This is a genomic window from Aeromonas hydrophila subsp. hydrophila ATCC 7966, from assembly GCF_000014805.1.
GTDB classification, from domain to species: Bacteria; Pseudomonadota; Gammaproteobacteria; order Enterobacterales; family Aeromonadaceae; genus Aeromonas; species Aeromonas hydrophila.
Genome location: NC_008570.1, coordinates 1386744 through 1411291, shown reverse-complemented (window position 1 = coordinate 1411291; position 24548 = coordinate 1386744). Strand labels below are relative to the sequence as shown.

General features: G+C 59.7%; 20 protein-coding genes. 9 read left to right on the top strand and 11 right to left on the bottom strand.

Annotation, left to right across the window (positions count from 1 at the left end; translation table 11 throughout):
- Positions 1 to 7 precede the first annotated feature (7 nt).
- Together AHA_RS06525 and AHA_RS06520 are read right to left on the bottom strand one after the other, a co-directional pair.
- Complete coding sequence (locus AHA_RS06525) at positions 8 to 490, bottom strand: hypothetical protein (protein ID WP_011705209.1); 483 nt, start codon at positions 488 to 490, stop codon at positions 8 to 10.
- Positions 487 to 828, bottom strand: a complete 342-nt coding sequence (locus AHA_RS06520) for a DUF805 domain-containing protein (RefSeq protein WP_011705208.1) — start codon at positions 826 to 828, stop codon at positions 487 to 489. The genes AHA_RS06525 and AHA_RS06520 overlap by 4 nt, the downstream gene beginning before the upstream one ends.
- 191 nt (positions 829 to 1019) lie before the next feature.
- Between AHA_RS06520 and AHA_RS06515 the strand changes: the two genes are divergently transcribed.
- A complete protein-coding gene (locus AHA_RS06515) occupies positions 1020 to 2060 on the top strand; it encodes a helix-turn-helix domain-containing protein (RefSeq protein WP_011705207.1) in 1041 nt (346 codons plus the stop codon).
- A 1-nt stretch (position 2061) separates the two neighbouring features.
- On the opposite strand, the gene AHA_RS06510 is transcribed toward AHA_RS06515, so the two are convergent.
- A complete protein-coding gene (locus AHA_RS06510; protein WP_164927577.1) occupies positions 2062 to 2289 on the bottom strand; it encodes a hypothetical protein in 228 nt (75 codons plus the stop codon).
- A gap of 519 nt (positions 2290 to 2808) precedes the next feature.
- On the opposite strand from AHA_RS06510, the gene AHA_RS06505 reads away from it, so the two are divergent.
- Positions 2809 to 3744, top strand: coding sequence for a hypothetical protein (locus AHA_RS06505; RefSeq protein WP_011705205.1), 936 nt, complete (start codon positions 2809 to 2811; stop codon positions 3742 to 3744).
- 18 nt (positions 3745 to 3762) lie between these two features.
- Positions 3763 to 4722, top strand: coding sequence for a hypothetical protein (locus tag AHA_RS06500; RefSeq protein WP_011705204.1), 960 nt, complete (start codon positions 3763 to 3765; stop codon positions 4720 to 4722).
- 289 nt (positions 4723 to 5011) lie between these two features.
- On the opposite strand, the gene AHA_RS06495 is transcribed toward AHA_RS06500, so the two are convergent.
- The 4 genes from AHA_RS06495 to AHA_RS06480 form a co-directional block, all read right to left on the bottom strand.
- Entirely contained in the window at positions 5012 to 7420 is a 2409-nt protein-coding gene (locus tag AHA_RS06495; protein WP_011705203.1) for a YgiQ family radical SAM protein, read from the bottom strand.
- 137 nt (positions 7421 to 7557) lie between these two features.
- Positions 7558 to 7926 (bottom strand): hypothetical protein, encoded by a 369-nt coding sequence (locus AHA_RS06490; RefSeq protein ID WP_011705202.1) that lies wholly within the window; start codon positions 7924 to 7926, stop codon positions 7558 to 7560.
- 93 nt (positions 7927 to 8019) lie between these two features.
- Positions 8020 to 11139: an efflux RND transporter permease subunit gene (locus tag AHA_RS06485; protein ID WP_011705201.1), complete on the bottom strand. Its 3120-nt coding sequence runs from the start codon at positions 11137 to 11139 to the stop codon at positions 8020 to 8022.
- Positions 11139 to 12188: an efflux RND transporter periplasmic adaptor subunit gene (locus AHA_RS06480; RefSeq protein ID WP_165444128.1), complete on the bottom strand. Its 1050-nt coding sequence runs from the start codon at positions 12186 to 12188 to the stop codon at positions 11139 to 11141. The genes AHA_RS06485 and AHA_RS06480 overlap by 1 nt, the downstream gene beginning before the upstream one ends.
- A gap of 208 nt (positions 12189 to 12396) precedes the next feature.
- Between AHA_RS06480 and AHA_RS06475 the strand changes: the two genes are divergently transcribed.
- Positions 12397 to 13950 (top strand): sensor domain-containing diguanylate cyclase, encoded by a 1554-nt coding sequence (locus AHA_RS06475; protein ID WP_011705199.1) that lies wholly within the window; start codon positions 12397 to 12399, stop codon positions 13948 to 13950.
- Between the two features lie 33 nt (positions 13951 to 13983).
- Entirely contained in the window at positions 13984 to 14850 is an 867-nt protein-coding gene (locus AHA_RS06470) for a patatin-like phospholipase family protein (RefSeq protein WP_011705198.1), read from the top strand.
- Positions 14851 to 14937: 87 nt separating this feature from the next.
- On the opposite strand, the gene AHA_RS06465 is transcribed toward AHA_RS06470, so the two are convergent.
- Positions 14938 to 16299, bottom strand: a complete 1362-nt coding sequence (locus tag AHA_RS06465; protein ID WP_011705197.1) for a sodium-dependent transporter — start codon at positions 16297 to 16299, stop codon at positions 14938 to 14940.
- 204 nt (positions 16300 to 16503) lie between these two features.
- Entirely contained in the window at positions 16504 to 16770 is a 267-nt protein-coding gene (locus tag AHA_RS06460; protein ID WP_011705196.1) for a helix-turn-helix domain-containing protein, read from the bottom strand.
- A 258-nt stretch (positions 16771 to 17028) separates the two neighbouring features.
- Here AHA_RS06460 and AHA_RS06455 point away from each other — a divergent pair, with 258 nt between their 5' ends.
- The 4 genes from AHA_RS06455 to AHA_RS06440 all read left to right on the top strand — a co-directional run bounded on the left by AHA_RS06455 (position 17029) and on the right by AHA_RS06440 (position 21668).
- On the top strand, positions 17029 to 17625 hold the full coding sequence (locus AHA_RS06455; RefSeq protein ID WP_011705195.1) for a hypothetical protein: 597 nt from the start codon (positions 17029 to 17031) through the stop codon (positions 17623 to 17625).
- A 308-nt stretch (positions 17626 to 17933) separates the two neighbouring features.
- The gene (locus tag AHA_RS06450; protein ID WP_011705194.1) at positions 17934 to 18968 is read left to right on the top strand and encodes an OmpA family protein; all 1035 of its coding nucleotides are present in this window, start codon (positions 17934 to 17936) and stop codon (positions 18966 to 18968) included.
- 431 nt (positions 18969 to 19399) lie between these two features.
- The gene (ompA, locus tag AHA_RS06445; protein ID WP_011705193.1) at positions 19400 to 20401 is read left to right on the top strand and encodes a porin OmpA; all 1002 of its coding nucleotides are present in this window, start codon (positions 19400 to 19402) and stop codon (positions 20399 to 20401) included.
- Between the two features lie 211 nt (positions 20402 to 20612).
- A complete protein-coding gene (locus AHA_RS06440; protein WP_011705192.1) occupies positions 20613 to 21668 on the top strand; it encodes an OmpA family protein in 1056 nt (351 codons plus the stop codon).
- Positions 21669 to 21808: 140 nt separating this feature from the next.
- On the opposite strand, the gene AHA_RS06435 is transcribed toward AHA_RS06440, so the two are convergent.
- Both AHA_RS06435 and AHA_RS06430 read right to left on the bottom strand, forming a co-directional pair.
- Entirely contained in the window at positions 21809 to 23503 is a 1695-nt protein-coding gene (locus tag AHA_RS06435) for an NAD-dependent malic enzyme (RefSeq protein WP_011705191.1), read from the bottom strand.
- 68 nt (positions 23504 to 23571) lie between these two features.
- Positions 23572 to 24429: a helix-turn-helix transcriptional regulator gene (locus AHA_RS06430; protein WP_164927576.1), complete on the bottom strand. Its 858-nt coding sequence runs from the start codon at positions 24427 to 24429 to the stop codon at positions 23572 to 23574.
- Positions 24430 to 24548: the final 119 nt, after the last annotated feature.

Below are 24548 nucleotides of genomic sequence, written 5' to 3'. Positions count from 1 at the left end.
GGAGACCTTACTGACAGCGCAGCGCCGGTTTGTCTTCCAGCAGCCAGGCTATCCAGCGCCGCCGCGAGTTCAGCACAAACCCTTCGTCTGCCGCGATCCCGCTGACGATATAGCCGTCGGCCGCCAGGTCAGCGGCCTCGCGGGAGAAGATGAAGTCGCTGCTGTTCACCCGCTCACCCTTGCTGAGCGCCACATCGAGCCGCGGCGTCATGACGACGATGGCCAGCCCCGCGGCGGAGTCGATGCCAAGGCCGCTGCTCGCCAGCTTGCCGACCGCCACCGGCACCCGGATGGCGCAGTGACGCCCCTCGGCATCAGTGGTGGTATAGGTTCCCTCCCCCACCCGCCCTTGCATCCACAGCAGCTCGCCACGGGTCAGGCTGTCGACCTGCAGCAGGCCCAGTGCCCCCTTGGGAAAATCGTGGGGATTGTCGACGGCAGCCACCGTCAGCGAGCTGCACAGCATAAACAACCAGAGTGCGTGTCTCATGCCGATGCCTCCTTGCCAACATGGGTTGCCCCGCTTTGCTGCGCCAGCAAATAGATAAGCAGCAAGGGCCCCACGGCCGGCACCAGAAAGACCCAGCCCCACCAACCGGAGCGACCGGTGTCGTGCAAGCGACGCACGATAAGCGCAATCAGGGGCACGCTGCTTACCAGGCCGTAGCCCAGATCCAGCCAACCCAGGTTGGCAAGCAGCACGTCCAGCCAGATGCAGATCAGGGTGACCAACAGATGGCCCAACATGAACCACCCACATTCGGCCCGGGTGGCGCGACCCGAAAAATCCAGGGCGCGTTGCCACCCCAGCCAGTAGAAAGAGAACATGGATACCTGCCTTTTATGGTGATTGGGAGCCCTTATCATGGGGAGCAAAGCGCCCCCTGGCGTCCTCAAACCGGTTTCAGGTCGTCCTCGAACCGCGCCCGCGCCATCATGGGCTTCATTCGCCTGACCCAAGCCGTTATGCTGGCATGCCGCCGCCGGTCAACGGCCTCTCTTTGCACACGGGATACATGATGCTGGCCATACCCATACCCTTTATCGTCTCCTTGCTGCTGGCTCTGCTGGCCGCCGTGCTGCTGGCGCGCCTCGGCCGGGCGGCCAGAACGACCGCCCTCTTTTTGCTGCTGTGCGCCATCACCACCGGCGTGGTGGGGCTGCGCTGGACCTTCGATCTGGCGCTGCTCAGTCTCGCGCAGCCGATCCTCGCCTCACTTATTCCGGTGGCCGCCTGGCATATCTTCAGCCGGGCCAGGGCGCCAGGGGCCCGCTTCTCCTGGCTGCACGGCATCGGTCCCGCGCTGGTTACCCTTGGCATGCTGACCCACAACTGGTTGCCACTGCCGCTGGATGGCCTGCTGACCTCCATCTATCTCTGCTACGGCATCGCGTTGGTGCGTTTTTCCGATAAGACGCAACTACTGCTTTATGTCTCGTTCAATGAGTGGGAGGGGGTCAGACGGGCGGAACATATCGCGGGCTGGATGCTGCTGTTTTCGGCGGCCATCGATGCCGCAATCTCCCTCGACTTCGCCTTCAATCAAGGCCAGCTGGCGCCCTACATCCTGTCGCTGGGTCACCTGATGCTGGTGCCCATGCTGGCGGCGGCCGTGGTGATGGTGGGGGTCAATACCGCTGACGCAGAAGAGGAGGAGATGCCAGCCTCCGTTCCCGAGCCTGCGGAGAAAGCGCAACTGCTGAGCGAAGATCGTGCCCGGGAGATAGTGGCCCTGCTGGATAACCTGATGAAAGAGAAAGCCTGCTATCTGGATCCTGAGCTGACCCTAGCCCGTCTCTCACGCAAACTGGGCATTCCCGCCAAGCAGATCTCCAGTGCCGTCAATCTGGTGTGCCAGCAGAGCATCCCCAGGGTCATCAACGAATATCGGATTGCCCATGTCAAGCAGGCTCTGCTTAACACGGATGAGAGCATCACCCAGATCTTGATGAACGCCGGTTTTCAGACCAAATCCAACTTCAATCGCGAGTTTCAGCGCATCACCGGTCTGACTCCCAGCCAGTTCAGAGCAACCCGCGACCTGTCGGCCGCCTCCTGAATCAGTCGCCAGCGCTCGTTTGCTCCCGGCGATCCAGCCACTTGCCTATCCTGGCCCCCAGCTCGGAGCAGACCAGCGCCGTCACGGCGGCCCAGAGCATCTGGTTGCCATCAAAGCCCGCCTGCTTTTCAAAGAAAACAGGCACCAGCAGATTGAAGCCGATGATCCCGAGCAGCAGCCCAAGGCCGCTGCCCACCTTCTCCCTGCGGGATCGCATCTTTAACGCCATCTGATTGCTCCTGTTGAGATGAGATAAGGGGCACACATCGCCCCTGCAGACATCCCCGGCAAGATAACAAAGCCTCCCCCGATGAAGACAGTCATCTTTTGGGGCGATGAAAATAGCCACATATGCCCTTTCAAATCCATTTGCTGATCCAGTTCAAAAAACGATGAGATTCTGATGGTTGCATCATTTTAAGGCTCGCACAGGTAGTTTCGTTTGGCTTACCATAGCCATCCAGAACCTGTTGAACTGCGATGGGTTGCTGCCATCGCTGGTCAAGGGAGCATATTGGAAGCTGTAATCCACGAGCGGTAGCGTGGGATTTGGTGACGTTACGCCCCACACCGGAAGATGGGTGTCCCAGAATTTCACCATGGATTTGCTTCTTATTCAAAACGATTGATTTCTCAGTCATCTTTATTTATCAACATATCTAAATATAAAAGCCAGACTGATTTCTTATCCTTCTGGGATCTGTTACTCAGAATAGCTATTTAACATGGATTTTTACGAGGTGATATTTTGGCCGGATTTTGGGAAAAAGATGAATATAAAAATTCTAAAAAATGGATCCACAAATCTAGACATGGTAACCTGAATGTCATCCCATGTATATCTGGCTGGATAGATATTTGTGGTTTCGGCACAGCATTAGAAAAATGTGCATGGGATCTCTCTAAATTACAAGATAGTGGTCTAATAACGCTCCTAAATGATGTATACCAGACTGCTGCTCGCCCATTTTTAGTTGGAGTAGAACCTGCACCATATGAAAGTATTTTGGTCATAAATGATGGTATATCTCGTACTGTTGATTTAGGTAAACCCGAGTTTGCTCATGCTCCCATTATTATTTTTTACTTAAGAGATTTATTCGTTGCCCATAGAAACTTAATGAACTTAACCCGGTCCTATGGATATGGAATTAGAACTGTCTTTGCCGGTGGCGAGCGAGTTCAATATTCACCGGAATCATATACAGGAAACATGTTCCTTCAATACAACGAAGAGAATATTACTGACTATGGAAAAGCACTTCTTAATAAAAACTTTCTACACAACCCTTCAGAATTTCAAATGAACACCGCCTTCGCTAAGGCATACTCTGTTGATTCCCTTGGTAGCAAACACGGATTTAAAGTAAACAACTGCTATGTTGAAAAAACATTTTGGCAGTTGATAAACTCAATTCCGATGATCAACATTGAAAAGAAAGGCGCTTCAATTTTAATTAAAATAAATGATATGCCCGCCATTGAAATATATTTTGGAGAGCAGATAAATACCTCTTTCAAGGGTATTAATATGTCTATAAACCAAGTAATTGCAATTCGAATCGATAAAGATTTTGAGGGTGAAGATACTTATATAGATATCACGATGCCGCCAGCGCCCGAGCTCAATCCGGCTTTCGGCAAGGTCATAGATGTCAAAGCTCCCAGATTTCACAAGTCTTAAACAATAAGGCGTAGCATCTTGAAAATTGTATTTAATGTAAACGGAAAGAAAGTACCAATCAAATCGTTAAAGTACATAAGCAAAGCAAATAAACTAGAAGTAATGCGCAGCTGGTTCTACGAGAACTTTGAAAATCCAGTGGAGTCGTGTCCACACGATAGCGAAGATGGGTATATTTACATTTATGGTGGGCCATATGAGGCAAGTGAAGAACTTCAAGAGATGTTTGGCGAGTACATCGATGAAAAATTAATTGAAGAGTTAGTAGCCGATCTCAACAATGAATGTTATGAATGGTCTGCAAACTCCAATAATATCAACGACTGGTACGATGATGATATCTACGATGCCGTAATATCATCAGAACAACCATACATTAAGTTTTGCGAAAACATCAATAGCATAAAGGCACTTTCAAAAAACAATCCCAAATCACAGCAAAAAGAACACTTGCTTGGTCTTTTGTACACCAATGTAATCACCGCCTTAGAAACTCTTTATGTTGAACTCTACGTTAAGTCAATGGAAAAAAACGATACGTATGTGTCAAATTGCATAGAGAAAGGAAAGATAGAGTTCAAAGTAAGCAAGGATATTGCAGCTTTACCTTTCAAAGGTGAAACTATCGAAAAGATGCACGAAGAACTTCTCAAAGCAGTCGTTGATTGCTTGATAAATGCAAGTTGGCACAGCACTAATAAAGTTATTGAGCGTTACAAGGCAACATTTGGCATTCAAGTTCAAAAAAACTGGCCCATAAGTGAAATTGAAGCTGCAACGCTGATAAGAAACCACTTAGTGCATCGAGGTGGAAAGGATAAAGAAGGTAATCCAGTAGTGATTAGCGAACATGACTTAGAGAAGCTGTTAGATAATGCAATGGTACTCGCTGAAAATCTCAACAATAGTGTAGAAGCTGTTATAAAGGATAAAAAGAGAGCTGACATAGAGGCTAGCATTGCCAAATATGGATTCTAGAATGAGGGGCATTGCCCCTCAAGTATTAGTGACATTGGACTTCAATTTGTTCGTGGCTTAACCCAGTAAAATCTCTTCCGTTATCACAAACAATAATGACAGTGTCAAAGGCAACAGGGACTCTGTTGTAAGATATATATTCCGGCTAAAGCGGTCTGATTTTTTAAACGGAAGTTGAACTTCAGAGTTGAATCCCACTTATCAATAAACTTTCTATATAAGTTGGCTATTAAAAAGGCGACCATCCGGTCGCCTTTTTTTATTTCTATCGCTTTCCAATCAGGAAAAATTACCGCGCCGGTCGCTTGGCACCATTGCCTTTTGCCACTGGCTTGCTGCCCTGAGTAGCGGGTTTGGCAGAGCCGGCACGGGTCGGCGCCTTGCCCTTATGGGCGGGTTTGCCGGTCGGTTTGCCCTTACCTGCACTCTTACCAGCACTATGACCTGCGCCTTGTCCGGCGGGCTGGCCGTTCCCTTTACCCAACTTGAGCTCGGAACCCAGCGGCTTGCCATTGCCCTTGCCGCTCTTGTTGGCGTTGCCACTAGCGTGCTGGCCGTTGCTCTGGCCCGCCCCCTTGTTGCCGTTGCCAGTACCGTTGCCACGCTGATGGGCAATGTTGCTATGGCGAGTCAGGGCCGGTTTCATCCCCTTGCCAGTGGCGGCGCGCTCGTTGCGCCCTTCCGCCGGCACCAGACAACCCGGGCCGTTGCCGATCAGGTGACCCTTGCCCATCTCCAGCAGGGCTTCGCGGATCATCGGCCAGCCGGCCGGATCGTGGTAGCGCAGCAGCGCCTTGTGCAGGCGACGGCGACGCTCCCCTTTCACCACGAACACGTCCCCACCCTGGCGGCTCACCTTGTTGAGCGGGTTTTTCTCGGTGTAATACATGGTGGTGGCGTTGGCGAGCGGCGACGGGTAGAAGTTCTGCACCTGATCGAGCTTGAAGCGGTTGGACTTGATCCAGAGCGCCATGTTCACCATGTCTTCATCCGTGGTGCCCGGATGGGCCGAGATGAAGTAAGGGATCAGGTACTGCTGCTTGCCGGCCTCTTTGGAATACTTGTCGAACAGCTCCTTAAAGCTGTAGTAGCTGCCCATGCCCGGCTTCATCATCTTGGAGAGCGGGCCCTCTTCGGTGTGTTCCGGCGCGATCTTGAGGTAGCCGCCGACGTGGTACTTGGCCAGCTCCTTGATGTAGCGCGGATCTTCCACCGCGATGTCGTAACGCACCCCGGAGGCGATGAGGATCTTCTTGATCCCCTTGAGGTCGCGCGCCTTGCGATAGAGGTTGATGGTCGGGCTGTGGTCGGTGTCCATATGCGGGCAGATGGTCGGCCAGACGCAGGAGGCGCGGCGACAGGTCTGCTCGGCCTTGGGGCTCTTGCAGCGCAACTTGTACATGTTGGCGGTGGGGCCGCCCAGATCCGAGATGACGCCGGTAAAGCCCGGCACCTTGTCGCGGATCTCTTCGATTTCTTTCAAGATCGACTCTTCCGAGCGGCTCTGGATGATGCGCCCCTCGTGCTCGGTGATGGAGCAGAAGGAGCAGCCGCCGAAGCAGCCGCGCATGATGTTGACCGAGGTCTTGATCATGTCGTAGGCCGGGATCTTCTCGTTGCCATAGGCCGGGTGCGGCACCCGCTGATACGGCAGGCCGAACACCCCGTCCATCTCGTCGGTTTCGAGCGGGAAGGCGGGCGGGTTGACCCAGATGATGCGATCACCGTGCGCCTGGGAGAGCGCGCGGGCGCAGCCCGGGTTGGTCTCGTGGTGCAGGATGCGCGACGCATGGGCGTAGAGCACCTTGTCCTCCTTCACCCGCTCGAACGCTGGCAGCTTGACGTAGGTTTGCTCCCACGGCTTTTGCTTAGGGGGCTGCACCAGGATGGGCTTGGCCTCCTGCTCCACCGGCGCGGTGCCTTCGTCATCGCTGCAGGGAGCCCCTTCCATATAGGGGTTGGGGATAGGATCGATGCGGCCAATCTGATCGAGCTTGCTCGAATCCACCCCGCGCCAGCCCGGCAGCGGCTCCTTGCGGATCACCGCGGTGCCGCGAATGTCCTGCATGGTGTCGATGGTCTCGCCGCCTGCGATGCGGTGAGCCACCTCGATCAACGGCCGCTCGGCGTTGCCGTAGATGAGGATGTCGGCCTTGGCATCGATCAGGATGGAGCGACGGATGGTCTCGGACCAGTAGTCGTAGTGGGCGATGCGGCGCAGCGATGCCTCGATGCCGCCGATGACCACCGGCACCTCTTTATAGGCCTCTTTGCAGCGCTGGGTGTAGACCAGGGTGGCGCGGTCCGGCCGCTTGCCGCCCACGTCCCCCGGGGTGTAGGCGTCGTCGTGGCGCAGCTTCTTGTCAGCGGTGTAGCGGTTGATCATGGAGTCCATGTTGCCCGCGGTCACCCCGTAGAAGAGGTTCGGCTTGCCCAGGCGCATGAAGTCATCTTTCGATGACCAGTCCGGCTGGGCGATGATGCCGACCCGAAACCCCTGGGATTCGAGCATGCGGCCGATCACCGCCATGCCGAAGCTCGGGTGATCCACGTAGGCGTCCCCGGTCACCAGCACGATGTCGCAGCTGTCCCAGCCAAGCTTGTCCATCTCCGCGCGGGACATGGGCAGGAAGGGCGCCGTGCCGTAGCACTCGGCCCAGTAACGGGGATAGGAGAAGAGGTTGGTAACCGGCTGCATTTTGACCACCTGGAACAATTCGGGTCGCGCATTATACCGGCAGAGCAAGGCGGGGGCGACGGCTTTTTGCCCCTACGATAGATACGGAAAAGGCGAGCCAGCGGGGCTCGCCTGAAAAGTGCGGGTTGATTGTCGGCTCAGGCCAGGACGCGGGCCAGCACGATGCGGTTGTAGTGGCGCTGCAGCAACTGATAGCCGCCCAGCAGGCACCAGACCAGGGCGGGCGCCAGGAACACCGGGTGGGTGGCCAGGCGCAACATCAGCAGGCCCAGCAGGATCAGCGCGAACGGCCGGCTCTCGTAGAGCCACAGCGGCCAGCCCTGCTTTCGCAGTTGCTGCTTGTCGGGCCGGCGATAGGCGCCGCGTCGAAACCAGGCCAGCGAACCGGCCAGATAGAATGCCAACCCGGCCAGCAACAGCCCCGGCTGATCGGCAATCCCCAACAACAGCAAACCGCTGCCCATATAGGCAAAGGGCAGCGGTTCATAAATGGCTGATGGCAACATAGCTCACCTCAACATTAAACTGGCTATATATTAACCCGCTTACCCGAGGATGCCATCAGCTTGCAGTGCTTTTCACCTATATGGGTGTAGGCATCAGGCCGCCGGTTTGTCCTGCTGCGAGGCGGCCTCGCTGGCCGCCAGCGCCTCGTCCACCAGTTGATCCCGCGCCCCGGTCATGCCGGCCCGTTTGGCCAGCAGATGGTAGATGGCGGGCACCAGCAGCAGGGTCACCAGAGTCGCCAGAGAGAGGCCGAAGAAGACCACGGTGCCCACCGACATCCGGCTCTCGTAACCCGCCCCCATGGAGAGCATCAGCGGCACGGCCCCTATGATGGCGGTGAGCGAGGTCATCAGGATCGGGCGCAAGCGGCGCACCGAACCTGCGATGATCGCCTCGTCGAACCCCTCACCGCGCTGGCGCAGCTGATTGATGAACTCGACGATCAGGATGCCGTTCTTGGTCACCATGCCGATCAGCATGATCATGCCGATCTGGCTGTAGATGCTCATCTCCTGCCCCGTCAGCCAGAGGCCAAGCAGGCCACCGAAGATACCGAGCGGCACCGTCACCATCACCACCGCCGGGGTCAGCATGCTCTCGAACTGGGCCACCAGCACCAGATAGACCACCAGCAAGGCCAGACCGAACACCATCACCATCTCGCCCTGGTTGTCGCGATAGTCCTTGGACTCGCCGGCATAATCCACCGTCATGCCGCTTGGCAGGTTGGCGCTGGCCCAGCCGTCCAGGTAATCCAGCGCCTCGCCCAGGGTGTGGCCCGGCGCCAGATCCGCAGTCAGGGTCACCGCCTTCTGACGCTGATAGTGGTTGAGGCGCTGCGGGCTCGCCACCTGCTTGACGGTGGCCAGGGTCGAGAGGGTCACCATCTCGCCGTTGGCCGCCTTGAGGTAGATGCGGCTCAAGTCGGAGACGCCGTTGAAGTCGCGCTGGTTGGCGCGCAGGTAGACGTCGTACTCCTCTCCTCTGTCTACATAGGTGGTCTGGCTGATGCCGCCGAGCAGGGCCTGCAGGGAACTCGCCACTGTGGAGACCGGGATGCCGAGCTGGTTGGCCCGATCCCGCTCTATGGTCACCTGCAGCTCCGGGGTCTTCTCGGCATAGTCGAGATCCGGTGTCTCCATCAGGCCGCTCTGGGCTGCCGCCTCTTTCAGGGCCAACCCCTGCTGATAGAGCTCGGCGTAATCGGAGCCCTGCAGCACGAACTGCACCGCCGCGGTGGAGCCACCGCGAAAGCCCGGCTGGAAGGTGCGGATCATCACGTCCGGAATGCCGGCCAGCCGCCCGCTCAGGGACTTGGCAAACTCGGTGGCGGTCTCATCCCGCTCGGCCCAGTCAGTGAGCTGGATGATGGCCATGCCGGTCTGATCGCCGCCGCGGCCGAAGGCCGGGGTGCTGAAGCTCATGGCCTGCACCACCCCCTTGCCAAGCAGCGGCATGATGGCCGCCTCCACCTGCTGCATGTTGCGCTTCATCCGCTCGATGCTGGTGCCCTCGGCCCCCTTGACGAACACGTAGAGCACGCCCCGATCCTCGGTCGGGGTCAGGCTGGTAGGCAGCTGGGCAAACAGGGCGCCGATGCCGCCAAGGCAGAGCACCAGCACCAGTGGGGTCCAGCGCGAATGGTGCAGCATCCAGCCGAGCAGCCGGCGGTAGTGGGTCTCCACCCAGCCGAGGCCGCGATCGAGCGCCGCCGTCAACCGGTTGGGCCGATCCACCGAGCGCATCAGCCAGGAGCCCATGGCCGGGGTCAGGGTGAGCGCGATCAGCGACGAGAAGAGCACCGCCAGCGACAGCAGGATGGCGAACTCGGTAAAGAGCCGGCCCACCATGCCATCCATGAAGGCGATGGGCACGAACACCATCACCAGCACGGCGGTGGTGGCGATCACCGCAAAGCCCACCTCGCGGGTGCCGTGCCAGGCGGCCAGCAGGGGCTGTTCGCCGCGCTGCAGATGGTGGTGAATGTTCTCCACCACCACGATGGCGTCATCCACTACCAGACCGATGGCGAGAATGAGCGCCAGCAAGGTGATGAGGTTGATGGAAAAGCCCAGATACCAGGCGCCGATAAAGGCCGAGATGAGGGAGACCGGCACAGTGATGGCCGGAATGAGGGTGGTGCGCCCCTGCCCCAGAAACAGGTAGAGCACGGCCACCACCAGCACGGCGCAGATGGCGAGGGTCTCGTACACCTCGTCGATGGCCTGCTTGATGAAGATGGTGGAGTCGTAGTCGACCTCCAGCGCCGCCCCCTCCGGCAGGAAGCGCTGCATCTCGGCCATCTTCTTCTCGACCCCCTGCGCCACCGCCAGCGGGTTGGCGGTGGACTGGGCGACGATGCCTATCCCCAGGCTCTCGCGGCCGTTGCGCTGGTAGGCGCTGTCTTCGTTCTTGGCGCCCACCTCCACATCGGCGATGTCGGCCAGATAGATGCTCTGGCCGTTGGTGGCAGTGCGCACCTGCAGTGCCTGGAAATCGGCGGCGGTGTGATAGAGCCGGGCAATCTGCACCGCCATGGTCATGCTGTTGTTGCGGATCTCGCCGCCCGGCAGCTCGATGTTCTCGCGCTTGAGGGCGTCCTGCACATCCGCCACCGTGACGCCGCGCGCCGCCATGTCGGCTGGGCGCAGCCGTACGTACATTACCTGGGTCAGATCGCCGGAGAGCGACACCTCGCTCACCCCGTCCACCAGGCTCAGGGGATCCACCAACACCCGGTTGGCGTAGTCGGTCATGGCGGTGCGGTCCATCTGGGTGCTGCTGAAGTTGAGCCAGACCGCCACGTCGCCGTTGCCGTTGTCCTTGGTGACCAGGGGTTCATCCACCTCGTCCGGCAGCTTGGGGCGGGCGCGGGAGATGGCATCGCGCACATCGGAGATCCCCTCCACCATGTTCCAGCCGAGCTTGAACTCCACCGTGATGACAGAGCGCCCCTTGCGGGTCACCGAGTTGATGTTCTTGATGCCGCTGATGCCGGAGAGCTGATCCTCGATGGGCTTGGTGACCTGGCTCTCCATGACGGCGGGGGCGGCCCCCTCGTACATGGTGGTGATGGAGACGGACGGCGTCTGCACGTCCGGCATCTCCCGCACCGTCAGCTTGGAAAACGCCACCAGACCGAACACGGTGAGCAGCGCGCTCAGCACCACCGCCACCAGCGGGCGGCGCACGGAAATATCGGAGAGCCACATCAGCCTTTGACCTCCGCCAGATCGTGCACGCTGACGCCGTCACGCAGGTTGACCAACCCCTCGACCACGATGCGATCGCCCACCTTGAGCCCTTCGGTCACCCACACCTCTTCGCCATGGGTATCCCCCAGCACCACCGGTACCCGCTTGACCTTGCCGTTGGGTTCGAGACGATAGACGAAGCGCTGCTCGCCGGCATACTCCACCGACTGGGCCGGGATCAGGGTCATCTTCTGTGGCGGCAGGGAGAGTTCGACGTTGAGCAGCATGCCGGGGCGCAGCTGACCGTCAGGATTGGGGATGATCACCCGCGCCTTGATGTTCTGGGTATCGTTGGAGACGCGGCTGTCCAGCGTCTCCAGCACACCGCGGAAAGATTGGTCCGGCCAGGCCGAACTGGTCGCAGTCACCGCCATGCCGGGGCGCAGCAGCGAGAGGTAGCGCTCAGGCACCGCCAGATCGAGCCGCAGCTTGGCCAGTTCGTCCAGGTGGAGCAGGGTATCGCCGCTGTTGACCAAGGCCCCTTCGCTCAGATCGATGAGGCTGACCGAGCCGTCGAACGGCGCCAGCAGGGTGCGCAGGGAGAGCTCGTACTTGGCGGCATCGGCGCGAGCCTGAGCCTGGGCGACCGTGGCCTCCTGCCCCTCCAGCTCGGAGGTGGTGATGGCGCCGCGCGCCACCAGCCGGCGCATGTCCCGCAGCTTGCGGCTCTCGTCGCGCACGCTGGCGCTCTGCTCGGCCAGCTCCGCCTGCTGCTTGCCGGCGTCGAGGGCGATCAGCACATCCCCCTGCTTGACCTGCTGGCCGGAGCGCACCGCGATTTTGACGATGCGGCCGGTCACCTCCGGGCTTATCACTACGGAGCGATTGGCGGCCAGCTTGCTCACCAGCTTGATGGAGGGTTCGGCCAGGCTCTGGCTGACCGTCTGCGCCCTGATGTTGACCTGACGTGGCTGGGGTTTGCCGACAGGGGCGGAGTGGCGGTAATACAAGCCGGCGGAAATCAGCAGAGAGAGGCAGGCAAGCACCAGCCATATACGCATTTTCATCAAGCAATCCATGAAATTAAGAGAAAAGAGGGCACTTCATCAATGATGGTCACCATGTTACCCCCTGACTATGCCGTGACTATGTATAAATGTGACAAAACGTAACAGAAACGGCGATATTTGATTGAAATAGCAGTAGCAGAAGACGGGCTTCACGATTGTGCCCTAAACTGATGCTCCGAACCTGTCCGGATCCCGCCTAACGCCTATGCCTGAACCCAGATCTCATTTTGTTACCTGTCGCCTGCAATGGCTGCTCTGCGCCTTTGTCGCCCTGCTGCTGGCCATCACTCTCAAGCTGACCCTGACCCAGGTCACCGACCATTATCAGAGCGACACCCTCAGCACTGCCTCCCGCTTGAAATCCCAGTTTCAGCAGATGGAAACCTTTCTCGAGGCCATGCGCGGTCAGGCAGAGGAGCGGCTGCGCAGCAACCCGCAATCCGCCCTCACCCAGCAGCTCTACGGCGCCCTGCGGGAGAATGGTGACCAGGGCTTTGCGCTGGATAAGGTGCCCGCCAACCTGCCCAAGGGGCTGAGCGGCAACCTGACCGGACTGGGGCCGCTGCCGGCCCCCGGCAGCCAGCGCGCCGCCAGGCTGCACCTGGCGCTGAGCCTCTCCCCCCTGCTCTCCACCGCCAGCAAGCTGCTCGGGGACAAGGTCGGCTGGCTCTACTTCACCGGGGTCGATGACTTCGTCTATCTCTACCCCTGGGTCCCCGCCAGCCAGTTTCACTTTCGGCGCAACATCTATCTCAAGTCCTACTGGCAGGATGCCCTCAAGCAGAAGGAGAAGAGCCTGCACGCCACCGTCTCGCGCCCCTACGAGGACTTTGCTGGCGCGGGCCAGATGATCACCCTGTCACAGCCCATAGTGAAAGATCAGGTGCTGGTGGGCGTCATCAGCATCGATGTGCTGCTCTCCCGGCTGGAGCAGCTGCTGCGCGAATCCACCCCAGGTATCGGCACCCTGTTTCTGGTCAACCAGCATCAGCAGATCCTCGCCAGCAGCAATCAGGAGGTCGACTTCGTCCCAAAGCCGTCAACGGCTCTGGATGGCTACCGCTGGCAGCAGGGGGCGTTTCAGTTCCAGTACGCCATTCCTGACACCGAGCTCACCCTGCTCCACCGCATCCCCCTGCCCTCCCTGCTGTGGGCCCTGCTCTGTCAGTCCGCTCCGACCCTGATCGCCCTGTTCTTCATGGCCTGGGCCGTGCTCGCCAATCTCAAGTCTCGCCGCCTGAACCGGCAGCTGGACTATCTCTCTCGCCACGATGCCCTGACCGGCGCCTTCAACCGCCACTACTTAGACGAGTTCGAGCGCCGCCATCAGCAGCGCGGGGGCAGCCTCGGGGTGATCATGTTCGACTGCGATCACTTCAAGCAGGTCAACGACCGCTTTGGCCACGAGGTGGGCGATCAGGTGCTGATCCAGCTGGTGCGCCTGTGCCAGCAGCACCTGCGGCGGGAAGACGCCCTGATCCGCTGGGGCGGCGAGGAGTTTCTGCTGCTGGCGGCCAAAGGGGGCGAACCACTCGACCAGCTGGCCGAACAGCTGCGTCTGCGCATCGCCCGTTACCCCTGGCAGGAGCTGGCGCCGGCCCTGGCGGTGACCGTTAGCCTGGGTTACCACCACAGCACTACCGATACCCAGTTGCAGGAGGCCATTCGGCGGGCCGACGTGGCGCTCTATCAGGCCAAGGCCAACGGCCGCAATCGCAGCGAACGCTGGCAGGATGACGGCGCCGGCAACTGCGGGTAAGCTGGCTTTCTCACTCACTCCTGGAGAGACAAAGTGGCACGAAAACCCCGTGTGGGACTGGCTCTTGGTAGCGGCGCGGCCCGTGGATGGGCACACATCGGCATCATACGGGCGCTGGAGCGGCTCGGCGTCAAACCGGATCTGGTGGCGGGATGCTCCATCGGCAGCTTTGTCGGCGCCGCCTATGCCGCCGGTGAACTGGACAAGCTGGAGAGCTGGGTACGCGGCTTCAGCCGCTTGCAGGTGGTCAGCCTGCTCGACCCGGCCCTCTCCGGCGGCCTGTTTCGCGGCGAGAAGGTGTTCGGCATCGCCGCCAACCACTTAGGCGATCCCGCCATCGAGACGCTGCCGCTGCCCTTTGCCTGCGTCGCCACCGAGCTCGACACCGGCCGCGAGATCTGGCTGCAGCAGGGGCCGCTGCGCCAGTGCGTGCGCGCCTCCTGCGGCATGCCCGGCATCCTGACCCCGACCCGGGTCGAGGATCGCTGGCTGGTGGACGGCGCCGTGGTCAACCCGGTGCCCATCTCGCTGGCCCGCGCCATGGGGGCCGAGGTGGTGATCGCCGTCAACCTCAACGCCGACATGCACCAGCCCTGGACCGACGAGCCGGATGAACCGAGCGGTGGCAACCGCTTCAGCCAGTGGTTCAACCGGGGCGACAGCCCCAACACGCCGGGCATGTGGAGCGTGATGACCGGCTCCATCAACATCATGCAGGAGCGCATCACCCGCGCCCGGATGGCCGGCGACCCGCCCGAGATCCAGCTCTGCCCGCGCCTTGGCAGCTTCTCCATCATGGATTTCCACCGCGCCAGCGACGCCATCAACGAGGGCGAGGCCTGCGTCGAGCGCAACCTCGACCAGCTCAAGGATGAACTCGGCCGCCTCGGTGTGCTCTAGTACAGTTCACCGGATTCGTCCTCCCCAACAAAAAGAGCGCCTTGCGGCGCTCTTTTGCTGTGGGAACTGTGGGTCCAACCCTGCTGGCTAGAACAGCCCCAACCCTTTGAGCATCACGATCAGGATCAGCAGCGGCGACACGTAACGGATGATGAAGAAGAGCGGCTTGAGGATCGCCAGCTCCAGCTCGCCGCCGTTGGTCAGCGCCTCCTTCATCCGCTCGAAACCCCACACCCAGCCCACGAACAGGCAGAGGAAGATGCCGCCAAGAGGCATCAATACGTTGGAAGAGACGAAATCGAACAGGTCGAAGAAGGTCTTGCCGGCGATATGAACGTCCGCCAGCGAGCTGTTGGAGAGCGCACAGGTCGACCCCACCGCCCCCAGCACCAGCAGGTTGAGCAGGGTCGCCTTGGGGCGGCTCATGCCAAATCGCTCTGACACCACCGAGACCGGCACTTCCAGAATGGAGAGCATGGCGCCGGTGGCGGCGATGGCAGAGAGCACGAAGAACAGCACCATGAACAGGTGGCCGAACGGAATGCTGGCGAAGACCGCCGGAATGGTGATGAACAGCAGGGAGGGACCGGCAGTGGGCTCAAAACCGAAGGCGAATACCGCCGGGAAGATGGCGATGCCGGCCAGCATGGAGACGAACAGGTCGGCGCACATCACCCGGAAGGTGGTCAGCGGGATGTTCTGATCATCCCGAAAGTAGCTGCCATAGGTCATCATGCAACCCATGCCGATGGAGAGCTTGAAGAAGGCCAGCCCCATGGCGGTCAGCACCACCCCGGCCGTTATCTTGGAAAAATCCGGTGAGAACAGAAAATGCAGCCCCTGGCTCGCCCCCGGCAGGGTCAGACTGCGGATGCCGATAACGAGCAGCAGGATGAAGAGTACCGGCATCAGCTTCTTGGTCACCGCCTCGATCCCCTTGGAGACTCCCATCAGCAGGATGCCGCCCATCAGCGCCAGCACCAGCCACTGCCAGAGCAGGCTCTGCAGCGGGTCGCTTATCAGCGCCCCGAAGGCCGCCCCGGTCACCTTAGGGTCGGTCGACAGAATGGAGCCGTCAACGGCCTTGAAGATGTAGGCAAAGACCCAGGCTGCCACCTCGGAATAGAAGGACATGATAAGGAAGGCAGCCAGCACCCCCATGGCCGCGATCAACCACCAGGGCTGCCCCTTTGGAGCCAGCTTGCTGAGGGTGGTGACGGCATCGGACTTGCCTTTGCGCCCCAGCATGATCTCGGAGATCATCACCGGCAGGCCGACCAGCAGCGTCGCGATGACATAGACCAGCAGGAAACCGGCGCCACCGTTTTCGCCCGTCAGGTAGGGAAACTTCCAGATATTTCCCAGCCCGACGGCTGAGCCCAGGGTGGCGGCAAGGACGCCGAATTTGCTGGTAAAGCCATCTCTGGCCTTGGGGGTGATTTGACTCATGCTTGTCTCACTGTGCGCATCATGCGAGGGATACCGCTAATTTTAGCGGTCAGAATTTTCTGAGGATTAATCCGGCTTGCCAAGGTATTTTCGTGAAAAGCCTTGGTGAGAGCACAATTAGCCAAATTTAATTAATTTCGTGGGTTATTTGATGGATAAAAAATGCCGCCTCGATGGCGGCATTTTTGTCAAAGCTCAATCAAATCAAGCCTTGGCAATATCGTCCGGGCCGCTCTGACCGATTTCGGCGACTTTTTTGTCAGCCAGCAGCCAGAGGGTGAACTTGTGCAGTTCCGGGTGATGAGCCAGTGCCACCAGGAAGGCGCCACCAACTTCACGATAACCCAGTTCGTAGTTCTTCAGGGTGGTCGGGGGAACGCCCAGCAGATCTGCAAACTTGGGACGGCTCAGGCCGACCGCTTCACGGATCTGACGGATCTTCTTGCCAACAGTTACGATATTTGAATTCATGTGTTCCATACTCCGTACGGCGGATTGACTCCACCTTTATTTTTCGCGACGACTCGTAGTCAAGTGTATCAGTTTTGAACGGACTCGTTATGGTCGAGCCTCTATCTTTAATCAGCGTCTTTCGACGACAACCCTTGCAAACATCGGGGATGGTAATCGCTCAACCGCCTCAGGTAAACAGTCTCGAAAAGAAACCTTTATTGTTGCCACAGGAATAACTCGTATAATTCGCCGGCTATCCCCTAAGAGTAAGAACTCATGGCGCTTCCCGGCATAATCTCCTGTTTACACCCTGTCACCCCCCCCGCAGAACTCGCTCGTCAACTGCAGCAAGGCCAGCAGACTCGTGCCGAGGCCTTCTGGTTGCCCGCCGCACTGCACGATCAGGCGGCAGCAGTTTTGGCTGCGCTCGATGACAAGAGCAGCCTGTTTCTTGAGCGGCCCGCAACCGGGCTGCCAATGCGCAGTCACGATGGCGTCATGCAGGAAAATGGAACCCTGCTGCTTGGTAATGGTCTGCACCTAACACTGGCCAAAGAGCCGGGCGATGGCGGCCTGGTCCCCGTCAACGGTCTGGCCGAGATGGCCGACTGGCTCGAAGCAGGCCACCTGCATTTTTGCTGTTCAGCTGCAGTACAGCCTGTGGCGCGAGCCATCCTCAACATCTGGCCGCTCGATCCCTACCTGGCCCGTCATTTTTTGTGCAGTTTTACACCCTTACTGTGCGAAGCAACCGAGGCCGATTACCTGGCCGTGTTCCAGGCGAGGGAATTTCCCGCCATGGCGCAATCTGACTGGGTTCAGGCCTATATGAAACTCGAGAAGAGACTGCACCGAGCCTATTTGGATCACTAATTAATTTGGATAAACAGCCAGTTATCCACACGACACAATTTGCCATATGGATTATGTGTGAGCTTGATCATGTTTTGAAATCGGCATAGAGTGCGCCACGTCATCGGAATGACATCGGCTGTTCGTGAAGGGTTGAAGGCATTGCTTACGCTGCCACCCGCTCGCTTGTGCACCAGGAATGTGTGCCTCCCGGATGGATCCGGGATCCCTGCCAGACTCAACGCTGTTGTTCGGCAGAGCCTGCAGCTTACATAAATTAAAAAGTGCGAAGCACGTGAACAACGTGCCATCTCAACGAGGATTTTTTTATGATGAAAATGGCTCCTTCCCTGATCGCCATCGCCATGGCTGCCATGGGTGCAACTGCAGCTCACGCCGCTGACGACATCTACTTCGGTGCCGGTGCCGGTGCTGCCCACTTCAACGGTCTGAACAAGATCGGTGGTGGCGGTTACGCTGGTACTGAAGACGCTGCTGCTGCCAACGCCTTCGTTGGTTACAACTTCACCGAAAACTTCGGTACCGAGTTCGGCTACCAGTACGCTGGCCGCGGCAACACCGATGGTCTGCGTTACGAGAACCAGGGTGCCACCCTGTCCGGTATCGCTCGTCTGCCGCTGGGCGGCGACTTCTCTGCCTTCGCTGAAGGCGGCGCCTACTGGGCTCACACCGACGGTCTGGGCACCAGCGACACCAAAGTATCCCCGCTGGCCGGCCTGGGCGTGACCTACAAGGTTAACGACGCGCTGGATCTGCAAGCTCGTTACCGCTACATGTGGGACGTGGCTGACCTGCACGCAGGCGATGCCCCGGACGACGTACGCTACAAGTCCAACCAGAGCGTTGCGACCCTGGAAGCCGTATACCACCCGTTCCGCACTTCCTACGTAGCCCCGGCTCCGGCCCCGGTTGTTGAAGAAGCGCCGGCTCCGGCTCCGCAGGTTGTCGAGAAGAACTTCGCCCTGAACTCCGACGTGCTGTTTGCCTTTGGCAAAGACAGCCTGAAGCCGGAAGGCGTTGCTGCCCTGAACGGTCTGTACCAGCAAATCGTTGAATTCCAGCCGAAAGATGGCAACGCTGTTGTCGTTGGTTACACCGACCGCATCGGTTCCGACGCTTACAACCAGAAGCTGTCCGAAGCCCGCGCTCGCACTGTTGCCAACTTCCTGGTCAGCAAAGGCATGGCCGCCAGCAAGGTTGCTGTTGAAGGTCGTGGCGAAGCCAACCCGGTCACCGGCACCAAGTGCAACGGCGTGAAAGCCAAAGCTCAGCTGATCTCCTGCCTGGCTCCGGACCGTCGCGTTGAAGTTCGCGTATCCGGCGTACAAGAAGTTCAGAAGTAATCTGACTCCGTTCAGATGATGCGAAAAGGGGATGCCACGGCATCCCCTTTTGTTTGTCTCCCCGCCACCAACTGACCAAAAACACAGCAAGGCGCGTCACTTTCTGTCAAATCGTTTCCCTCCGCCAGTTTTCTAGCACCAAGTGCAGAGCCGCGCCAGCGCTGGATATCTGTACAGAAACTTGATCAACGCGAGTCAAAAGAATACAGTAATCCCGCTTGTAAGGCATTGGATGAACTATTAAAAGTGCTTCCGGCCCGGTTAGTTGTCCATGGAGCCAAGGCTTCGTGAGTATCCAGGAACCATCTCTTTTTTCATTCAGGCCAACCGTGGTTCACCATGGCGGTCGCAGCTGAATTGTCACTTGTGACCGGTATAACTGAAGAGTGCGCAGTACGCCCTAGCACGGCAAACTCAACGAGGATAAAACGATGAAAATGAAAATGGCACCCGCCCTGATTGCTCTGGCCATCGCGGCCATGGGGACTTCCACCGCTCAGGCTGCCAACGACTGGTACACAGGTATCGGTGCTGGTTGGGCTTATGGCCACGACCTGAACGACTTTGGCAAAGATGCCGACAAGGATGCCACCGCGCTCTCCCTGTTTGGCGGCTACAACTTCAACGATAACTTCGGCGCCGAGCTGGGTTATCTCTACGCCGGCAAGGGTGGCGTCGATGGCGTTGACTTCAAGACCCAGGGCGCAACCCTGTCCGGTCTGGCTCGTCTGCCGCTCGGCGACATCTTCTCCGTGTTTGCAGAAGGCGGCGCCTACTTCAACCACGTCAACGGCAACGGCAGCAGCGACAACGGCACAGCGCCGCTGGCCGGTCTGGGCGTGACCGCCAAGCTCTCTGACCTGATCGATCTGCAGGCCCGTTACCGCTACATGTGGAACCTGGGTGACGAGCAGAAGACCTGGGAAACCAACATGAGCGTGGCCACCCTGGAACTGGTGATGCACCCGAACCGCTCCACTTACGTGGCACCGGTAGCGGCACCGGCTCCCGAGCCGGTTCCTGAGCCAGTCGTGGTCGACAAGAACTTCGCCCTGAGCTCAGACGTGCTGTTTGCCTTCGGCAAATCCACCCTGAAACCGGAAGGCGTTGCCGCCCTGAACACCCTGTATCAACAGATCGTCGACGTACAGCCGAAAGATGGCAGCGCCGTGGTCGTCGGTTACACCGACCGCATCGGCTCCGACGCCTACAACCTGAAGCTGTCTGAAGCCCGTGCCCGCACCGTGGCCGACTTCCTGGTCGGCAAGGGTCTGCCTGCCGGCAAGGTAGCCATCGAAGGTCGTGGCGAAGCCAACCCGGTCACCGGCACCCAGTGCAACGGCATCAAGGCCAAGGCCCAGCTGATCTCCTGCCTGGCCCCGGATCGCCGCGTAGAAGTGCGCGTCACCGGCGTACAGCAAGTCACCCAGTAAGTCACCTTGGTGGCCGAAAAGGAGGCCATCCGGCCTCCTTTTTTATTGCCTGGCGCTCACCCTGAGCACCTCGACTGACCAGCAGATCCCCGCTCATTGCCATCCTCGATACCACCTAAGTGGTTAAAAACCCTGCATCGCCTATAAATAGTGGTGGTTGTACACAACAGGGCTTGCGCCCTACTACACCAGACATCGACGAGGATACGCGATGAACATAAGAGTAAAACCTGTTTGGATTGCATTGGCACTGGCAGCCACGGGCGCACAGGCGGCGCCGGACAACGACTGGTACGCCGGGGTGGGAGGTGGCTGGGCCATCGCTCACGATCTGGGTGACTTTGGCAAGGATGCGAGCAAGGACGCCACCGCGCTCTCCCTGTTCGGCGGCTACAACTTCACCGAGAATCTGGGGGCTGAGCTCGGCTACCTGTCGACCGGTGACTGGGACGTGCAGGGCAACGACTTCAGCAGCCAGGGCGCCACCCTGTCGGTGATTGGTCGGTTGCCGCTGGGAGATATCTTCTCGGTGTTCGCCGAGGGCGGCGGTTATGTCTACCACGTCAAGTCCATCAACGGCGGCGACAACAACCTGGCTCCGCTGGCCGGCCTCGGCCTCACCGCCAAGCTGCACGACTGGGTCGACATCCAGGCCCGCTACCGCTACATGGTCCGGGTCGGCGACGATCCCGACAATGACAAGGTGGGCAGCGGCACCCAGCGCTGGGTCAGCGACATCAGCACCGCCACCCTGGAGCTGGTGATCCACCCCAACCGCAGCAAACCGGTCGAGCCAGCCCCAGCCCCCATGGTCGTTCCCCCGCCACCACCCGCTCCCGAGCCGGTGGATCAGACCTTCAACCTGAGTTCGGACGTGCTGTTTGCGTTCGGCAAGGCGGAGCTGAAACCGGAGGGGATGCAGGCGCTGGAGTCGCTCTATCAGCAGATAGCCGACGTCAAGCCCAAGGATGGCAACGCCGTGGTGATGGGCTATACCGACCGCATCGGGTCGGATGCCAACAACCAGGCGCTGTCGGAAGCCCGAGCCAGCACGGTCGCCAACTTCCTGATCGGCAAGGGGCTGCCCGCCGACAAGGTGAGCATCCAGGGCAATGGCGAGAGCAACCCGGTCACTGGCAGCCAGTGTGATGCCATCAAGGCCAGGGCCGCCCTCATCGACTGCCTGGCACCGGATCGCCGGGTAGAAGTCAGGGTCACCGGCACTCAGGGGGCCCCCGAGGCAGCCGCCGCCCCGGCCGAGCAGTAATCCCAGCCACCAAGAGAGCACAGCGTCAGACGTGTGAAGAGGTGCAGATAACAACAAGTGGTGAGCAAGCCCACCCACAACGCGATGCACAAAAAAGGGATGCCGAGGCATCCCTTTTGCTTTGCGCCTTCCCGCAGAAATCAGAAGGAGGTACGGCGATAGCGACGATACTCGGGGCGCCAGAAGTTGGCCTCGATGGATTGATCGATCACCTCGTCCGGGGTCTGTACCGCCTTGCCCTGCAGCATGGCGGTCTTGGCCACCATCTTGGCGATGTAGCGGGAGACCTGGTGAATATCCGCCAGATCCGGCAGCAAGGAGCCCTCCTCCCCTTTCACCAGCGGCGAGCACTCCGCCAGCGCGCGGCTGGCCGACATCAGCATGGCATCGGTCACCCGGGTGGCACCGGCGGCGATCACGCCAAGGCCGATCCCCGGGAAGATGAAGGAGTTGTTGCACTGGGCGATGACGTAGCGCTTGCCCTTGTACTCCACCGGTGCAAATGGGCTGCCAGTGGCCACCAGCGCCTGACCGTCGGTCCAGCGGATCAGATCTGCCGGTGTCGCCTCGACCCGGGAGGTGGGGTTGGAGAGCGGGAAGATGATGGGGCGGGCACAGTGCTTGTGCATGGTCTTGACCACCTCTTCGGTGAACAGCCCCGGCTGGCCGGAGACCCCGATCAGGATGTCCGGGCGACCGTGCTCCATCACCTCCAGCAGGGAGATGTTGTCCCCCACCGGCCAGTCGGCGATGCGCTCCACCGGCTGGGAGAGGCGGCGCTGGAAGTCGAGCTGGTTGGGGATCTTGTCGGTGATGAGGCCGAATCTATCCACCATGAAGACCCGGCTGCGGGCCTGGGCATCGGTCAGCCCCTCGGCTTTCATCTGCGCCACGATCTGCTCGGCGATGCCGCAACCGGCGCTGCCCGCGCCGAGGAAGGCGACCCGCTTCTCGGAGAGCTTGGCGCCGGAGGCTTTGCAGGCGGCGATGAGGCTGCCCAGGGTCACGGCGGCGGTGCCCTGAATGTCGTCGTTGAAGCAGCAGAGCTCGTTCTTGTAGCGATTGAGCAGCGGCATGGCGTTGTTCTGGGCGAAGTCCTCGAACTGCAGCAGGATGTCGGGCCAGCGGCGTTTGACCGCCTGAATGAAGGCGTCGACGAACTCGGCATACTCTTCGCCGGAGATGCGCGGATTGCGCCAGCCCATGTAGAAGGGGTCATTGAGCAGCTGCTGGTTGTTGGTACCCACGTCCAGCACCACCGGCAGGCAGTAGGCCGGCGAGATGCCGCCACAGGCGGTGTAGAGCGACAGCTTGCCGATGGGAATGCCCATGCCGCCGATGCCCTGATCGCCGAGGCCCAGGATCCGCTCACCGTCGGTAACCACGATCACCTTGACGTTCTGCTTGGTGGCGTTCTGCAGCATGTCATCGATCCTGTCCTTGTCCGGATAGGAGATGAACAGGCCACGGGCGCGGCGATAGATGTTGGAGAACTCCTCGCACGCCTTGCCGACGGTCGGGGTGTAGATGACCGGCAGCATCTCGGTCAGGTGGTTGGTCAGCAACCGGTAGAACAGCGTCTCGTTGGTGTCCTGGATATTGCGCAGGTAGATGTGCTTGTCCATGTCGTTGCCGAACGCCATGAACTGACGGTAGGCCCGCTCGGCCTGCTCTTCGATGGTCTCGATATTCTGGGGCAGCAGGCCTTCGAGGTTGAAGTTGCTGCGCTCCTCGCTGGTGAAGGCGCTGCCCTTGTTGAGCAGCGGGGTCTCCAGCAGGGCCGGACCGGCATAGGGGATATAGAGGGGACGTTTCTGGTTATTATCTTCAAACATGGATCGGGTACCTAAACGATGACCTGGACGAAGGAGTCCGCCGATCCTATGGGCTTGCGCCATTAATTTCAAAGAGTTTGCACATCCGTTGCAAAAGGTTTGCGACCCAGGCGACGAAAGGCGCCGGGGGTCAAACCAGTGAGCCGGCGAAAGCGGTTGGCAAAGTTGGCGCCGTCGCTGTAACCGACCCGGCCAGCCAGCTCGCCGAGTGGCCAGTTGGTGTAGAGCAGCAGCTGGCGCGCCTTGTTCATCCTGAGCTCGGTCACCTTCGCCATGGGCCCCATGCCGAACGCCTGCTGGCAGAGCCGATGCAGATGGGGCACCGAGCAGGCCATCTGATCGGCGAGCAACGCCACGCTCCATGGCTCGTCGAGGCGCGCCTCCACCCGGCGAAACAGCGCCTGCAACCTGAGCTCAGGCGTGCCGCGCACCTCCCCCTGCAGAGTGCGCTCCAGGAGCGCCAGCAGCAGGCTCAACAACTGGGGCTGCAGCGGTGACCGAGTGCCCTCCCCCTGCATCAGGCTGAGCAGGTGATAGAGCTGCTCCCCCTCCTCCCCCTGCCAGATGCGGTGGCCGAGCCGGTGCAGGTGCTGCCAGCGCGGCACGTCATCCAGCAGGATCCAGCTGGTGCGCCACTGCGCCCCCACCAGCTTGAGACCACCGGGCACTGCCGCCGGCAGGAAGATGAGCGAACCGGCCGGGATGGGCTGCTCGCCACCATCGGTGAGCAGGGCGCCCCCCTCGTCGTGGCTCACCATCAGGATGTGAAACTCCGGCCGGTTGCGACGGATCAGGTAGTGATCGCGGATGCTCGAGAGCCCGGTCAGGAAGATGCCCGCCTCGCCGAGCAGCGGCAGCCCTTCGCGCCCCAGCATTCGCTCCTCGCAGGCCGGGGCGATTTCCAGACTCTCGCTGACAAACGGCATAACACCTCAACAGGATAGTTTTACACAAGAAAGCCGAGAGAGGCTCACAGTGAAGCCGCCCACCACTCCCCCTATCATACCCATGACGAACCTTGCTTTTTATCTACCCGGTTAACATA

Bases quoted from the DNA above. Each gene is read 5' to 3' on its own strand.
- AHA_RS06525 (WP_011705209.1), bottom strand. From the start codon at position 490: ATGAGACACGCACTCTGGTTGTTTATGCTGTGCAGCTCGCTGACGGTG.
- AHA_RS06520 (WP_011705208.1), bottom strand. From the start codon at position 828: ATGTTCTCTTTCTACTGGCTGGGGTGGCAACGCGCCCTGGATTTTTCG.
- AHA_RS06515 (WP_011705207.1), top strand. From the start codon at position 1,020: ATGCTGGCCATACCCATACCCTTTATCGTCTCCTTGCTGCTGGCTCTG.
- AHA_RS06510 (WP_164927577.1), bottom strand. From the start codon at position 2,289: ATGGCGTTAAAGATGCGATCCCGCAGGGAGAAGGTGGGCAGCGGCCTT.
- AHA_RS06495 (WP_011705203.1), bottom strand. From the start codon at position 7,420: ATGCAGCCGGTTACCAACCTCTTCTCCTATCCCCGTTACTGGGCCGAG.
- AHA_RS06490 (WP_011705202.1), bottom strand. From the start codon at position 7,926: ATGTTGCCATCAGCCATTTATGAACCGCTGCCCTTTGCCTATATGGGC.
- AHA_RS06485 (WP_011705201.1), bottom strand. From the start codon at position 11,139: ATGTGGCTCTCCGATATTTCCGTGCGCCGCCCGCTGGTGGCGGTGGTG.
- AHA_RS06480 (WP_165444128.1), bottom strand. From the start codon at position 12,188: ATGAAAATGCGTATATGGCTGGTGCTTGCCTGCCTCTCTCTGCTGATT.
- AHA_RS06475 (WP_011705199.1), top strand. From the start codon at position 12,397: ATGCCTGAACCCAGATCTCATTTTGTTACCTGTCGCCTGCAATGGCTG.
- AHA_RS06465 (WP_011705197.1), bottom strand. From the start codon at position 16,299: ATGAGTCAAATCACCCCCAAGGCCAGAGATGGCTTTACCAGCAAATTC.
- AHA_RS06460 (WP_011705196.1), bottom strand. From the start codon at position 16,770: ATGAATTCAAATATCGTAACTGTTGGCAAGAAGATCCGTCAGATCCGT.
- AHA_RS06455 (WP_011705195.1), top strand. From the start codon at position 17,029: ATGGCGCTTCCCGGCATAATCTCCTGTTTACACCCTGTCACCCCCCCC.
- AHA_RS06450 (WP_011705194.1), top strand. From the start codon at position 17,934: ATGATGAAAATGGCTCCTTCCCTGATCGCCATCGCCATGGCTGCCATG.
- ompA (WP_011705193.1), top strand. From the start codon at position 19,400: ATGAAAATGAAAATGGCACCCGCCCTGATTGCTCTGGCCATCGCGGCC.
- AHA_RS06440 (WP_011705192.1), top strand. From the start codon at position 20,613: ATGAACATAAGAGTAAAACCTGTTTGGATTGCATTGGCACTGGCAGCC.
- AHA_RS06435 (WP_011705191.1), bottom strand. From the start codon at position 23,503: ATGTTTGAAGATAATAACCAGAAACGTCCCCTCTATATCCCCTATGCC.
- AHA_RS06430 (WP_164927576.1), bottom strand. From the start codon at position 24,429: ATGCCGTTTGTCAGCGAGAGTCTGGAAATCGCCCCGGCCTGCGAGGAG.